Origin of the sequence: Hydrogenophaga sedimenti, assembly GCF_051857515.1 — a bacterium.
GTDB lineage: Bacteria > Pseudomonadota > Gammaproteobacteria > Burkholderiales > Burkholderiaceae_C > Hydrogenophaga.
In genome coordinates this window covers 24,011-37,482 of the sequence record NZ_JBPZHA010000005.1, presented here as the reverse complement: position 1 = coordinate 37,482, position 13,472 = coordinate 24,011, and the positions used below count along the sequence as shown (strand labels likewise).

Below are 13,472 nucleotides of genomic sequence, written 5' to 3'. Positions count from 1 at the left end.
AAAGGGCTGCTTCAGACCCAGCCCAGCGCCCCCGCCAGCGCTCCCGCGCCGATCATCCACAGCAGGTGCAGCTTCGTGCGCCAGACCAGCAGGGTCGCGCACAGGGTCAGCAGCCACAGCGGCCAGTCGCGTGCCGCGTCGTTGTGCGATGCGCTCAGCAGCCAGCCTGTGGCGATCAGCAGCGCGATCACGATCGGTGCCATGCCGGCCTTGAAGGCACGCACCGCCCGCAACTCTCGGTTGCGGTGGCCCCACTGGGTCGCGGTGTAGGTCAGCACCGACGACGGCAGCATGATCGCCACCAGCGTGACCAGCACACCCACCAGTGCCCAGACCCAGGCCAGCCAGCCGGCCGAGGGTCCGCCGCCGGCGTTGAGGCCGACGTTCCAGCCCAGCAGCGCCACGAACAACACGTTGGGCCCGGGCGCGGCCTGCGACAGGGCGATCGACGAACCGAACTGTGCATCGCTCAGCCAGTGCTGCTCGCCGACGAGATAGCGGTGCATGTCGGGCGCGGTGGTGATCGCACCGCCGACCGCCAGCAGCGACAGCGAGGCGAAATGCAGGAACAGGTCCAGCCAGTTGGACAGGATGGGTTCCATGCTGCTCATGCTTTTGTCTCCCGGTCCTGGCCGCCCAGCACGCGGTAGGCCCACAGGCAGGCGCCGCCACCGACCACCAGCAGCACCCAGGCCAGCGGCAGGCGCAGCAGCGCGATCGCGACGAAGGTGATGGCTGCCAGGCCGATGCAGACCCACAGGCCCATGGCGTTCTTGTCCAGCGCGGCGATGAGCTTGATGCCGGTGGCGGTGATCAGGCCGGCGGCGACCGCGCCCATGCCCTTGAGCGCACCCTGCGCGGCCGCCGTGTCGGCGACGCTGCCGTACAGGGCCGCCAGCAGCAGCACGATCACCAGCGGCGCGGCCAGCATGCCCGTGAGCGCGGCCAGTGCGCCCGGCAGGCCGAAATAGCGGCCGCCGATCATCAGCGAGAGGTTGACCACATTGGGCCCCGGCATGATCTGCGCGACAGCCCAGTCTTCGACAAACTGCTCGCGCGTCATCCAGCGTTTTTTCTCGACCAGCTCGCGTTGCACCACGGCCAGCACGCCGCCGAAACCCTGCAGGGCGAGGAAGGTGAAAGAGAGGAAGAGGTCGGTTTTGGAGCGGGGGCGGTCTGGTGCCGCATCGGCATCTGTGGTTTGCGGGTCGGTCATCCGGAAATTATCGACGGGTCGCCAAAGAATGCGGGTCCCGCGGGGCTTGTGTCTTGTGGTGTGCGGCAAAAAGTTCTAGTGTCTGCATCCAGCGGGTTTCGAAAGACCCGGGGACGGAGGAATCGGTGACCTGGAAAACCTGCCACTGCGACGACAGCCCTGGTGCCTGGCTGGGCAACGCTCCCGGGGTGGACCTGGAGGCCACCGGCCTGCGCGCGCTGGCCGCGGGCCTGACGGACGGCCTGACGGAGCCCGGCGAGCAGGCCCTGATGCTGTTCCACCATGTCTCCCTGCTGCCGTTTGAACTCTCCGACCCGTCCCTGCGCACTGCGCCCAGGGCACTGCACCGGCTGACGGCGGGAGACGGGTACTTCAAGGCCACGCTCTGGCTGCATCTGCTGCGGATCGGCGGCATCCCGGCGCGCATGCACTGGGTCCAGCTGGAGCCGGCGTATGTGACCAACGGGTTGTGGGATTTTTCCCGGCTGGCCGGCATGCCGTTCTTCTATCCGCTGACCGAGGTCTGGCTCCAGGGGCTCTGGCAGTCGGTCGACGCCTACGTGATGGACCCGCCGCTGTTCGGGGCCGTGGTGGCCGAGATCCGTCAGCGCAAGCTGATGGCGGGCTACTTTGTCCATCGCGACGGTGTGTGCACCTGGGACGGGCGGGGCGATGCGCTGCAGCGGTTCAGTCCCTCCGACCCGGACAGCTGCCCGATCCGGGACATGGGCTGCTTTCACAGCCATGCGGACTTCCTGCGTGCCTACCGCCATGCCGTGCCGGAAACCGTGGTCACCAACATGGCCTACGAAAACCAGACGCGGCAGATGAACGAGACCTTTGCGCGGCTGCGCCGGGGCGCGTGAGCGCCGGTCACCGGGTCAGAGCGCGCGTTCCCAGTGCTCGCCCACCAGGTCCTGGCCGTAGCTGTGGTGTGGCTCGCTGCCGACCAGCGTGAAGCCGCGCCGGGCGTAGATGGCCCGGGCGGCGTCGAGGTTGCGGTTGGTCCAGAGCACCATGCGCCGGTAGCCCTTTTCGCGGGCGAAGGCGATGCATTCGTCGGTCAGCCGGCCGCCCAGCCCCAGCCCGCGCGCCGCCGGGGTCAGGATCAGCAGCCGCAACTGCGCCACGCCCTCGCTCTTGCGCACCACGAACACCGAGCCGATCCGCTCGCCGTCGCGCTCGGCGATCCAGCCGCGCTCCCAGGCCGTGTCGTGGTTCTTCATCATGTCGGCCACGATGCCGGCCACCAGGGCTTCGAATTCGGCGTTCCAGCCGTACTCGCGCCAGTACCGCTCGCCATGCTGCTGGATCACCCAGCCCATGTCGCCCGGCCGGGGCTCGCGCAGCGTGACACCCGGTGGCAGTGGCGGCCGTTCCATGGTCAGACCGACATGCCGCCCGAGACTTCGAGCACCGCGCCGTTGACGTAGCTGGCTTCGTCGCTGGCGAGGAAGGCGTACACGTTGGCGATTTCCTCGGGCTGGCCCAGGCGGCGCAGCGGCACGCGGTGTTCCATTTCCTCGATCACCTTGCCCGGGATGGTGCTCAGGATCGGCGTGCTGATGAAGCCCGGCGCGACCGCGTTGACGCGCACACCCTTGGGACCCAGCTCGCGGCTCCAGGTCTTGGTGAAACCGATCACGCCGAACTTGGTGGCGGCGTAGTTGGTTTGGCCGAAGTTGCCGTAGATGCCGACCACCGACGAGGCGTTGAGGATCACGCCGCTGCCCTGGGCGACCATGGTGTCGGCCACCGCCTGGGCGCAATGGAACACGCCGCGCAGGTTGACGTCGATCACCTTGTCGAACTGCTCCAGCGTCATCTTCTGCAGCCGCGCGTCCTGCGTGATGCCGGCGTTGTTGACCAGCACGTCGATGCGGCCGAAGCGCTCCTTCACCTGCGCCACCACGGCATCGACCATCTCGCGCTGGGTCACGTCCATCACGAAGCCGACGGCGGTCGCGCCTTCGGCCTGGCATTGCTTCACGGCCTCGTCGACCGCCGCCTGCTTGACGTCACAGACGATCACGGTGGCGCCTTCGCGCGCGAACTTGAGCGCGGTGGCCAGGCCAATGCCCTGGGCGGCGCCGGTGATGAGGCTGATTTTTCCTTCGAGTCGTTTCATGGTTCTTGGAGAGGTTGGGAAAGAAACTGTTGGTGCATCGCCCGCAGGGCCTGGGTCCAGTCGGCGGCAAAACGGCCATTGTCGAACAGCGGGCTGACGCGGCAGCGCTCGCGCAGCTGGCTGCGAAGTACGGCCAAGGACCGCAAACCTTCGGGGCTGGCGTGGCTCAGGGCGCGTTGCACAAAGTCTTGCTCGCTGTGGGCGACCCAGTCGACCAGACCCACATTGCGCAGATGCGCTTCACCTTGCCGTTCCAGCATGCCGGGGCTGGCCAGCGTCAGGGTCGGCACGCCCATCCACAAGGCTTCGCAGGTGGTGGTGCCGCCGGTGTAAGGGAAGCTGTCGAGGATGAAGTCGATCTCGTGGTGGGCGCGCAGGTAGCCGGCACGGTTGGTGGGGGGCAATAGCGCGCACCGTGCGGGGTCGAGGCCGGCAGCCTCCAGACGCAACGCGAAACGCGCGCGCTCCTCGGGCTTGGCCAGCCGCGCCGACTGCACGCGCAGGCGGGCGCCCGGCAGGCCGTGAAGCACCGCGGCCCAGGTGCGCAGCACGCGATCATTGAGCTTGGCCAGCTCCTGGAAGCAGCCGAAGGTGACGGCGCCGGCGGACAGCGCGGGCAAGGCATTGACCTCGGGCGCATCGGGCGGCGGCGCCATGCAGAAGCGGCTGTGCGGCAGGCGCCAGACCTGTTCGCGGAAAAAGCGTTCCTCGCCTGGCGGCACGCACAGCGGATCGGCCAGCACCCAGTCGATGGTGGGCATGCCCGTCGAGCTGAAATAACCCAGCCAGCTGACCTGGAGCGGCGCTGGCTTGCGGGCCAGCACGCCCAGACGGTGGCCGGCGGTCATGCCGGAGAGATCGAGCAGCACGTCGAGGCCGTACGAGGCGATCAGGTCGGCCGCGGCGGCGTCGCCCAGGGCATGGATGTCGTGCCAGTCGCTGCAGGCCGCGCGCAGGCGAGCGGTCAACGCGTCGCTCCGGGTGCCGTTGTTGTAGGCCGTGACACGGACTTGCGCGCTGTCCAGCAGCGGCAGGAAACCCGCGAGGAACCAGCCCACCGAATGGGCGCGGAAGTCGGCCGACAGCAGTCCCACACGCAGCGGGCCGGGCGCGCGGGTGCGTGGGTGCGGCTTCGGGGCGATGCCACGGCACAGCGCGTCACCGCGTTCGCGGGCGCTGCGAAGCCGGTCCGCCGGAGTGACCTCGGGCAGGAAGTGCTGGAGGAACAGGCCGTTGCTGATGGCGCCCTGGTGGGTCGGGTCGATGGACAAGGCCTGGTCGTGGCAGCGGGCGGCCTGGGCGAAATGATCTTCGGCCTGCCAGAGGCTGCCGAGGTTGAACCAGGGCTGGGCGAGATCGGGCCGCAACCGGGCTGCTGCTTCCGTGTGGTCCCGGGCTTCGGCGTAACGGCCCAGGGCGTGCAGGCAGGCGCCGAGGTTGAGCCGGGCGGTGTAGTCCTGCGGGGTGAGCTCGACGGCGCGGGCCAGCAGTGCCCTGGCTTCGTCCAGCCGTCCGGCTTTCTCCAGCATGCGTCCCAGGTTGGGCAGCACCTGGGCTTCCTGGCCGGGCAGGGCGAGCAGCGCCCGCCAGACGGCTTCGGCCTCGGCAAACCGCTGCTGTTGTGCGCAGGCGATCGCCAGCAGGTGCATGCCGACGGCATCGCCGCGCCCGACCACATCGGCCTGCCGCAGCACATGCTCGGCGGTGTCGGGACGGCCGCTTTGCAGGGCGGCGTCGGCGGCGTCGATGGGGGAGGGCTGTGGCGCCGGCGAGGAGCGTGGGCCGAGGGTGACGGACAGGTGGTGCCGGATGGGCCGGTTCATGCGGTGTAGCTTACCCGGCACCGTTCCCTGCTCAGTAGACCGGCTGGTGCGTGCGCAAGGCCGCCTTGACCGCATCGCTCAGCACGAAGCCGCTGCCGTACTTCGCGGCCAGCCCGGCACAGCGCCGCTCGAAGGCCTCGATGCCCTGGCCGTAGACGAACTGCAGCGCGCCGCCGGTCCAGGCCGGGAAGCCGATCCCGAAGATCGAGCCGATGTTGCCGTCGTGCACGCTGGTGAGCACGCCCTCGGCCAGGCAACGTGCGGTCTCCACCGCCTGGCGGTAGAGCAGGCGGTCTTTCACGTCCTGCAGGTCCCACTCGGCGCCGGGCTTTTCGTACAGCGCTTTCAGTTGCGGCCACAGGTGCTTCTTGCCGCCCTCGGGGTAGTCGTAGAAACCGCCGCCGGCCGCGCGGCCCGGACGGTTGTGCTGCTTGACCATGTGTTCGACCAGGGTCTCGCCGGGCGTCGCCACATATTGCTGGCCTTCCTTCTGAAAGTCGATGCGGGTCTGCTCCAGCACATGCACCGACAGCGACAGCGCGGTCTCGTCCAGCACCGCCAGCGGTCCCACCGGCATGCCGGCCTGCATGGCGGCGTTTTCGATCACCGGCGCCGGGATGCCTTCGCCCAGCATGGCCGCGCCCTCCATCACGAAGGTGCCGAAGGTGCGGCTGGTGTAGAAGCCGCGGGAGTCGTTGACGACGATGGGCAGCTTGCCCAGCGCCTGCACGTAGTCGTAGGCACGGGCGATGGTTTCGTCGTCCGTGTCCTTGCCGCGGATGATCTCGACCAGCTTCATCTTGTCCACCGGACTGAAGAAGTGGATGCCGACGAACTTCTTGGCATCTCGGCTGGCCTGGGCGAGACCGGAGATGGGCAGGGTGGAGGTGTTGCTGGCGAAGAAGCCACCCTCGGCGAGCATGGGCTCGGCTTCCTTCGTCACCATGGCCTTGAGTTCGCGCTGCTCGAACACGGCCTCGATGATCAGATCGCAACCCTTCAGGTCGGCGGCGCTGGCGGTCGGGGTGATGAGGCCCAGGATGCCTTGCTGCTTCTCGGCCGACATCTGGCCCTTGTCGACGCGCTTCTGGGTGAGCTTGGTCGTGTACGACTTGCCCTTCTCGGCGGCGTCGATGCTCACGTCCTTGAGCACGGTGGCGATGCCGCGCGTGGCCTGCGCATAGGCGATGCCCGAGCCCATCATGCCGGCGCCCAGCACGCCGACCTTCTTCGGCTGGTACTTCGCCACGTCCTTCGGCCTCGACTGCCCGCCCTTGATGGCGTTCATGTTGAAGAAGAAGGTGTTGATCATGTTGCGCGCGACGTTGCCGGTCATCAGCCCGGCCAGGTGGCGGCTTTCCACGCGCATGGCGGTGTCGAAATCGACCATCGCGCCTTCGACCATCGCGGCCAGCGCGGCCTCGGGCGCGGGGTAGAGGCCGCGCGTTTTCTGCTTGAGCACGGCGGGCGCCACCGTCAGCATGCCGGCGATCTTGGGGTTGCTCGGCGTGCCGCCGGGCATCTTGTAGTCCTTGCGGTCCCACACATGCTGGCAGGCCTCGGGCTTGCCCTGTGCCGCCTCGATGAAGGCCAGCGCACGCGGCACCAGCTCTTCCGGTGTGGCCACCAGTTCGTGCACCACGCCGATCTTCAGCGCCTCTTCCGGGCCGAAGAGTTTGCTTTCCAGGATGTAGGGCTGCGCCGCCATCAGGCCCAGCACGCGGGTCATCTTGGTGATGCCGCCGCCACCCGGAATCAGGCCGAGCGTGATCTCGGGCAGGCCGAACTGGATCTTCGGGTTGTTGACGGCGATGCGGTGGTGGCCGACCAGCGCCACTTCCCAGCCGCCGCCCAGCGCCGCGCCGTTGAGGCAAGACACCACCGGCAGGCCCTGCGTCTCGATGGTGCGGAAGTTCTTCTTGATGCGCTCGATCTCGTGGAACACGCGCGGGCCGTCGGCGGCGGTCGAGCGCATCGCGCCCTTGAGGTCGGCGCCAGCGAAGAAGGTGCTTTTGGCCGAAGCGAGCACGATGCCCCTGAGCTGGGCCTTGTCCTTCACCACCTGGGCCGCGATGGCGTCCAGGTCGTCCTGCCACTGCAGGCACATGGTGTTGACCGGCGAGCCCTGCTCGTCGAAGGTGATCGTTGCGATGCCGTTGGCCAGGTCGTAGCGGATGGTCTGGGTGATCATGTTCGTGGTCTCCGCTGTCGATCAGATGCGTTCAACGATGGTGGCAATGCCCATGCCGCCGCCGACACAGAGCGTGGCGAGGCCGTACCGGAGTTTGCGGCGGTGCAGCTCGTCGATCAGCGTGTTCAGGATCATGGCGCCCGTCGCGCCCAGCGGATGCCCCAGCGCAATCGCACCGCCGTTGACGTTGACCTTCTCGTGCGGCACGCCCATCTCCTGCATGAACTTCATGGGCACGGCGGCAAACGCCTCGTTGACCTCGAACAAGTCGATCTGGTCGATCGTCAGCCCTGCCTTGGCCAGCGCCTTGCGCGCCGCCGGCATGGGGCCGGTGAGCATGATGGTCGGGTCGGCGCCCGAGAGTGCGACCGACACGATGCGGGCGCGTGGTGTGAATCCGTGGATCTTGCCGGCGGCTTCGCTGCCGATGAGGATGGCCGCGGCACCGTCCACGATGCCCGACGAGTTGCCGGCGTGGTGCACGTGGTGGATGCGCTCGACCTGCGGGTAACGCTGCAGGGCGACGGCGTCGAAGCCCATGGCACCGAGTTGCTCGAAGGCGGGCTTCAAGCCCCCCAGGCCTTCCAGCGTGGTGTTCGGTTTGATGAACTCGTCCTTGTCCAGGATGGTCAGGCCCATCTTGTCCTTGACCGGCACGACCGAGCGGTCGAAATGCCCGGCGGCGCGCGCGGCCGCGGCGCGCTTCTGCGATTCCAGCGCAAAGGCGTCCACGTCGGCGCGACTGAAGCCGTTGAGCGTGGCAATCAGGTCGGCGCCGATGCCCTGCGGCACGAAGAGCGTGGCGCTGTTGGTCTCGGGGTCCTGCGCCCAGGCGCCGCCGTCCGAGCCGATGGGCACGCGGCTCATGCTCTCCACGCCGCCAGCGACCACCAGGTCTTCCCAGCCGCTCCTGACCTTCATGGCGGCCATGTTCACGGCCTCCAGGCCCGAGGCGCAGAAGCGGTTGAGCTGTACGCCCGAACAGCGCCAGTCCCAGCCGGCCTTGAGCGCCGCGACCTTGGGAATCACCGAGCCCTGTTCACCGATGGGCGAGACCACGCCCATCACCACGTCGTCCACCGCGGCCGTGTCCAGGTCGTTGCGGCGCTGCAGCTCGCTCAGCAGGCCGGCCAGCAGGTTGACCGGCTTGACCTCGTGCAGGCTGCCGTCCTTCTTGCCCTTGCCGCGCGGTGTCCGGATCGCGTCGTACACATAGGCTTCGCTCATGGTGTCTCCTGGGGGATTTGTCCGGATGGTCCGGGCGATCGGATCAGTATAGACTTTTGCCAAGCAAATGCTTTGTAAAAATCAATTTCTCCAGTCCGAAAGGTGACACCATGATCGAACGCAGCCTCTTCAATGCCGACCACGAAGCCTTCCGCGACAGCTTCCGCCGCTTCGTGGAGAAGGAGATCACGCCCTTCCATGAGGGCTGGGAAGAACAGGGCTATGTGGACCGTGGGGTCTGGCGCGCGGCCGGTGAAAACGGCTTTCTCTGCATGACCATGCCGGAGGAATACGGCGGCGCGGGGGCCGACAAGCTGTACTCGGTGGCCCAGATGGAGGAGATCGCGCGCGCCGGGGTGAGCGGCATCGGCTTCGGCCTTCACAGCGAGATCGTGGCGCCGTACATCCTGCACTACGGCACCGAGGCACAGAAGAAAAAGTACCTGCCGCTGCTGGCCACGGGCGAGATGGTGGGCGCGATTGCGATGAGCGAACCCGCCGCCGGCAGCGACCTGCAGGGCGTGAAGACCACGGCCATCAAGCAGGCCGACGGCAGCTACCGGCTCAACGGCAGCAAAACCTTCATCACCAACGGCTGGCACGCCGACCTGGTGATCGTGGTCGCCAAGACCGACCCGGCTGCGGGCGCGAAGGGGACGAGCCTGCTGCTGGTGGAGCAGGGCATGCCCGGCTTCAGCAAGGGCAAGCGGCTGAAGAAGCTGGGCATGAAGGCGCAGGACACGTCCGAGCTGTTCTTCGACAACGTGGCGGTGCCGGCGGAGAACCTGCTGGGCGGCGCGGCGTTCGAGGGCCGGGGCTTCATCTGCCTGATGGAACAACTGCCCTGGGAACGGCTGCAGATCGCCATTGGTGCCGTGGCCTCGGCGCAGGCGGCGATCGACTGGACCGTGCAATACGTCAAGGACCGCAAGGTGTTCGGCCAGGCCGTGGCCAGCTACCAGAACACCCGCTACACGCTGGCGGAGTTGCAGACCGAGGTGCAGGTGGCGCGCGTGTTCGTCGACAAGTGCTGCGAGCTGGTGGCTGTGGACAAGCTGGATACCGCGACCGCCAGCATGGCCAAGTACTGGTGCAGCGACCTGCAGTGCAAGGTCATGGACGAGTGCGTGCAGCTGCACGGCGGCTATGGCTACATGTGGGAATACCCCATCACCCGTGCCTACGCCGACGCGCGCGTGCAGCGCATCTACGGCGGCACCAACGAGATCATGAAAGAGGTGATTTCGCGCGCGATGGGGCTGGGCGGCCGGTGACGGGCCCGGGGTTCACAGCGTGATGGTGCCCGCCAGCGGCACGTCGGCCGGCGCTTCGAAGTCCGCGATGACCCAGGCGCGCTCCGGCACTTCGGCCGCCTCCTGCAGCAGGTCACGCAGGAAACGGATCGCCGGGCCATCGAGCGCGGCAAACGGCTGATCGATCAGGGTCAGAGGCGCGCCGGCGGCGAAGGCCGCGCTGAGCCAGACCTTGCGCTTGCTGCCGGTGGAGAGCATGTACAGCGGTTTGGCCAGGTGCGGCTCCAGCCCGAAACCCTCGATCAGGTCGGCGAGGGCTTCCCGCGAAAAGCGCGGGTAACGCGCCGGCAGGCTGGCGAACCAATCGCTGGCACAGATCTGGTCGTGTGCCTCGGTCTGCGGGTGGATCCAGAACACCTGGCGGCGCCAGGCCTCGGTCGCGGTGTCCACGGGTTCGCCGTGCCAGGACGGCCGGCCGCGCTGCAGAGGCAGGTCACCGGCCAGCAGGCGCAGCAGCGTTGTCTTGCCGCGTTGCTCATCGCCGGTCACCAGGCTGACGCCGGGGCCGACCGACAGATTCAAGCCCTGGAACAGCGCCGGCTGGCCGGGCCAGGCAAAGCCCAGATCCCGGGTCTCCAGCAGCGCGCTCACTGGCACTTGTAGTCGCTGATGTCCGCGCTGTTGCGGAACGGGTCGGTCAGGTCCGACGAATACTGGCCCATCAGCAGGCGCTTCTTGGGCAGGAAGTTCTGGCGGAAGTAGCGGCTGGCGGCGGCGAACTTCTGGCCCTTCTCGGTCAGCTTGACGCAACCATCGACGATCTGGATCGTGCCCGATTCCATCTGCTCGGTCAGGCGCACGTCGACCAGCCGGTGTTCCTTGAGGTACTCCTTGGTGAACACGTCGGCGAAGCGGCTTTGCTGGATGCCGCCGCCGCGTTGCTGCAGCTTCTCCAGGATGTAGAACGACAGCGAGCGGTCGATCACGGTTGGCACCGAGATCGCGAAGCAGTAGCCCGCCAGCACCCAGATCACCAGCAGCTGGAACTTCTCGAAGCCGTTGAAGGTACGGCTCGGGTACATCACCAGGGACGTCACCAGCGCGGCGACCACGCCGTCGGCGATCGCGGCGTAGAACACCACGTTGACCGTGAAGAAGCGGATGTGCAGGTAGTACGTCGAGAGCAGCAGCAGGACGAACAGGACGGTGGCGGCAAAGGCGCGAAACAGCTTCATGACTTGAACACCAGGAATTTGTTGCCGAGGTAGCTGAGCGAGACCTGCATGCCGGTCGCGATGACGAAACCGATGCGGTAGTCCAGGCCCAGGCGGTCGGTCCAGGCCCAGAGCACCAGCCCGTGCAGCACGGCCGCGACCGCGTACAGGCCGCTGAACTTGACCACCTGCGGCATCCAGGCCTGCTGCGCCGAACCGGCGAAAACGTAGAACCGGCTGCCCAGGAACGAGGTGGTGATGCCGAACACGGCGGCCACCAGATTGGCCAGACCCGCCGAGCCGAAGCCCAGCACCTTGAGGTTGACGGTGAGCACCACGAAATGCACCGCGGTGGCGACCAGGCCGTTGACGATGAAACGGATCAGTTCGGCGCGCGGGTGGCTGGAGGTCGCCGTGGCGCTCATGGCGCCGTCTCGAACACTTCGGCGATGAACTCGCGGTGGGCCACGGCGGTGACCACGCTGCCGCTGCGCATCACGCCGGTCAGCATCAGCGTCATCAGCGCCAGCGCGCCGGTCTGCAGGAAGATCAGCAGCAGCACGCCCAGGGCGATCGAGAACCAGCCGGGCGTGGAGTAACCGAACAGCTTGAGCAGGATCGCGAGTCCGGAACCACCGATGGACAGCACCGCCAGCCCCGCGCTGAAGATGCCAACACGCACCAGCACGTCTTCGGCGAACACCATCAGGGCCTTGAAGCCGTGCAGCGCCAGGCCGACAAAGTTCATCTTGGACTGGCCGGCGTAGCGCGGACCGCGGTCCAGCGGACAGATGCCGGTGCGCAGCTTGGACGCCAGCACGGCCGCCGCCACGTGGATCGGCAGCTCCTGCATGGCGACCAGACGGCGCACCGCGGCCGGCTTGAGCGCCATGAAGTTGCCAAAGCTGATCGGGCGCCCGGTCATCAGGCTGAAGAAGCGCTTGTAGACCTGGTAGAAGGCCTTGAACTTGAAGGTCTCGACGCGGCTCTTGCGCTGCGCCACCACGACATCGATGGCCGGATTGTCCAGCTGGGCCAGCAGCGGGGGGATGGTCGAGGGCAGGTCCTCGCCGTCGGAGTCCATCACGACCACCCGCTGGCCCGGCAGCAGGCGCTCGTCGGCGTAGCCCAGGCCGATCGCGATCGCACGCTGGTGGCCGACGTTGCGGCGCAGCTTGAGCACCACGCCGTCCACACCGCCTTCGCGCAGGCTGGCGATGTCCAGCGGCTGGCGCACCGAGCCGTCGTCCACCGCGATCACGAACACGCGCTGGCCCAGTTCCTTGGCCAGCTCATTGAACAGTCGACCGCTCGCCTCCTGGTCCTCGTAGACCGGCGTCACGATCACGATGTCGTGCTGGGTCTGGCTCATTGCTGTTGCAGGAAGCGGCGGAAGTAGTCGATGGTCTTGTCCAGGCCTTCTTCGAGCTGGACCTGGGGCTGCCAGCCGAGCACGGCCTTGGCCTGCTCGATGTTGGGCTGGCGCTGCTTCGGATCGTCCGAGGGCAGGGGCAGGCAGATCAGCTTGGACTTGCCGCCGACCTTGCGCAGCACGGCCTCGGCCAGTTCGCGGATGGTGAATTCGTTGGGGTTGCCCAGGTTGATCGGGCCGGTCACGTCGTCACCGCTGGCCATCAGGCGCACGAAGCCTTCGATCAGGTCTTCGTAGAAGCAGAAGCTGCGCGTCTGCGAGCCGTCGCCGTAGATCGTGATGTCTTCTCCGCGCAGGGCCTGCACGATGAAGTTGCTCACCACCCGGCCGTCGTTGGGGTGCATGCGCGGGCCGTAGGTGTTGAAGATGCGGGCGACCTTGATCTTGACCTGGTGCTGGCGGTGGTAGTCGAAGAACAGGGTTTCGGCGCAGCGCTTGCCTTCGTCGTAGCAGGAGCGGATGCCGATCGGGTTGACCTTGCCCCAGTAGCTTTCCGGCTGGGGATGCACCTCGGGGTCGCCGTAGACCTCGCTGGTCGAGGCCTGGAAGATCTTGGCCTTGGTGCGCTTGGCCAGGCCCAGCATGTTGATCGCGCCGTGCACGCTGGTCTTGGTGGTCTGCACCGGGTCCCACTGGTAGTGGATCGGCGAGGCCGGGCAGGCCAGGTTGTAGATCTCGTCCACTTCCACGTACAGCGGGAAGGTGACGTCGTGGCGCATCAGTTCGAAATGCGGGTTGCCCATCAGGTGGGCGACGTTGTCCTTGGTGCCGCTGTAGAAGTTGTCGACACACAGCACGTCGTTGCCTTCGGCCAGCATGCGCTCGCTCAGGTGCGAGCCCAGGAAGCCGGCTCCCCCGGTGATCAGGATTCTTTTTCGGTTGGAAATGCGCATGCAGGGCTCCGCAGTCTCTTTTGTGGGACGAAAACAGGATTGTCGCCTCCTTTGCAGGGGCTTTCGGACGGCGCTGCCGTAAGCAGGGCGTATGT

At 67.2% G+C, this 13,472-nt stretch carries 13 protein-coding genes and 1 pseudogene; 2 read left to right on the top strand and 12 right to left on the bottom strand.

What is annotated here, in order from left to right; all coding sequences use genetic code 11:
- Window positions 1-11: 11 nt before the first annotated feature.
- Complete coding sequence (locus ACS5NL_RS09615) at window positions 12-602, bottom strand: chromate transporter (protein WP_439353860.1); 591 nt, start codon at window positions 600-602, stop codon at window positions 12-14.
- A 5-nt stretch (window positions 603-607) separates the two neighbouring features.
- On the bottom strand, window positions 608-1,216 hold the full coding sequence (locus ACS5NL_RS09610) for a chromate transporter (protein WP_439353518.1): 609 nt from the start codon (window positions 1,214-1,216) through the stop codon (window positions 608-610).
- A 125-nt stretch (window positions 1,217-1,341) separates the two neighbouring features.
- Here ACS5NL_RS09610 and ACS5NL_RS09605 point away from each other — a divergent pair, with 125 nt between their 5' ends.
- Window positions 1,342-2,082 carry a transglutaminase-like domain-containing protein gene (locus ACS5NL_RS09605; RefSeq protein WP_439353517.1) on the top strand — a complete coding sequence of 247 codons (741 nt, stop codon included), beginning with the start codon at window positions 1,342-1,344 and terminating at the stop codon, window positions 2,080-2,082.
- 15 nt (window positions 2,083-2,097) lie between these two features.
- On the opposite strand, the pseudogene ACS5NL_RS09600 reads toward ACS5NL_RS09605, so the two are convergent.
- The 5 genes and pseudogenes from ACS5NL_RS09600 to ACS5NL_RS09580 all read right to left on the bottom strand — a co-directional run.
- Window positions 2,098-2,571 (bottom strand): annotated as a pseudogene (locus ACS5NL_RS09600) (GNAT family N-acetyltransferase); the annotation flags it as partial.
- A 29-nt stretch (window positions 2,572-2,600) separates the two neighbouring features.
- Window positions 2,601-3,344, bottom strand: a complete 744-nt coding sequence (gene fabG / locus ACS5NL_RS09595; RefSeq protein ID WP_439353516.1) for a 3-oxoacyl-ACP reductase FabG — start codon at window positions 3,342-3,344, stop codon at window positions 2,601-2,603.
- Window positions 3,341-5,167 carry an O-linked N-acetylglucosamine transferase, SPINDLY family protein gene (locus tag ACS5NL_RS09590; protein ID WP_439353515.1) on the bottom strand — a complete coding sequence of 609 codons (1,827 nt, stop codon included), beginning with the start codon at window positions 5,165-5,167 and terminating at the stop codon, window positions 3,341-3,343. Before ACS5NL_RS09590 ends, fabG begins: the two co-directional genes overlap by 4 nt.
- Window positions 5,168-5,198: 31 nt before the next feature.
- Window positions 5,199-7,358 carry a 3-hydroxyacyl-CoA dehydrogenase NAD-binding domain-containing protein gene (locus ACS5NL_RS09585; RefSeq protein WP_439353514.1) on the bottom strand — a complete coding sequence of 720 codons (2,160 nt, stop codon included), beginning with the start codon at window positions 7,356-7,358 and terminating at the stop codon, window positions 5,199-5,201.
- 21 nt (window positions 7,359-7,379) lie between these two features.
- Window positions 7,380-8,585 carry an acetyl-CoA C-acetyltransferase gene (locus ACS5NL_RS09580; protein ID WP_439353513.1) on the bottom strand — a complete coding sequence of 402 codons (1,206 nt, stop codon included), beginning with the start codon at window positions 8,583-8,585 and terminating at the stop codon, window positions 7,380-7,382.
- Between the two features lie 110 nt (window positions 8,586-8,695).
- On the opposite strand from ACS5NL_RS09580, the gene ACS5NL_RS09575 reads away from it, so the two are divergent.
- Window positions 8,696-9,859, top strand: a complete 1,164-nt coding sequence (locus ACS5NL_RS09575; protein WP_439353512.1) for an acyl-CoA dehydrogenase family protein — start codon at window positions 8,696-8,698, stop codon at window positions 9,857-9,859.
- Window positions 9,860-9,871: 12 nt separating this feature from the next.
- Here ACS5NL_RS09575 and ACS5NL_RS09570 read toward each other — a convergent pair whose 3' ends face one another.
- Genes ACS5NL_RS09570 through ACS5NL_RS09550 form a run of 5 tightly spaced genes read right to left on the bottom strand, consistent with a single transcriptional unit; the run spans window position 9,872 to window position 13,377 of the window.
- On the bottom strand, window positions 9,872-10,489 hold the full coding sequence (locus ACS5NL_RS09570) for an ABC transporter ATP-binding protein (protein ID WP_439353511.1): 618 nt from the start codon (window positions 10,487-10,489) through the stop codon (window positions 9,872-9,874).
- Window positions 10,486-11,073: a hypothetical protein gene (locus tag ACS5NL_RS09565; protein WP_439353510.1), complete on the bottom strand. Its 588-nt coding sequence runs from the start codon at window positions 11,071-11,073 to the stop codon at window positions 10,486-10,488. Before ACS5NL_RS09565 ends, ACS5NL_RS09570 begins: the two co-directional genes overlap by 4 nt.
- Window positions 11,070-11,477 (bottom strand): GtrA family protein, encoded by a 408-nt coding sequence (locus tag ACS5NL_RS09560; protein ID WP_439353509.1) that lies wholly within the window; start codon window positions 11,475-11,477, stop codon window positions 11,070-11,072. The genes ACS5NL_RS09565 and ACS5NL_RS09560 overlap by 4 nt, the downstream gene beginning before the upstream one ends.
- The gene (locus tag ACS5NL_RS09555) at window positions 11,474-12,424 is read right to left on the bottom strand and encodes a glycosyltransferase (protein ID WP_439353508.1); all 951 of its coding nucleotides are present in this window, start codon (window positions 12,422-12,424) and stop codon (window positions 11,474-11,476) included. The genes ACS5NL_RS09560 and ACS5NL_RS09555 overlap by 4 nt, the downstream gene beginning before the upstream one ends.
- On the bottom strand, window positions 12,421-13,377 hold the full coding sequence (locus ACS5NL_RS09550) for a UDP-glucuronic acid decarboxylase family protein (RefSeq protein ID WP_439353507.1): 957 nt from the start codon (window positions 13,375-13,377) through the stop codon (window positions 12,421-12,423). Before ACS5NL_RS09550 ends, ACS5NL_RS09555 begins: the two co-directional genes overlap by 4 nt.
- Window positions 13,378-13,472: the final 95 nt, after the last annotated feature.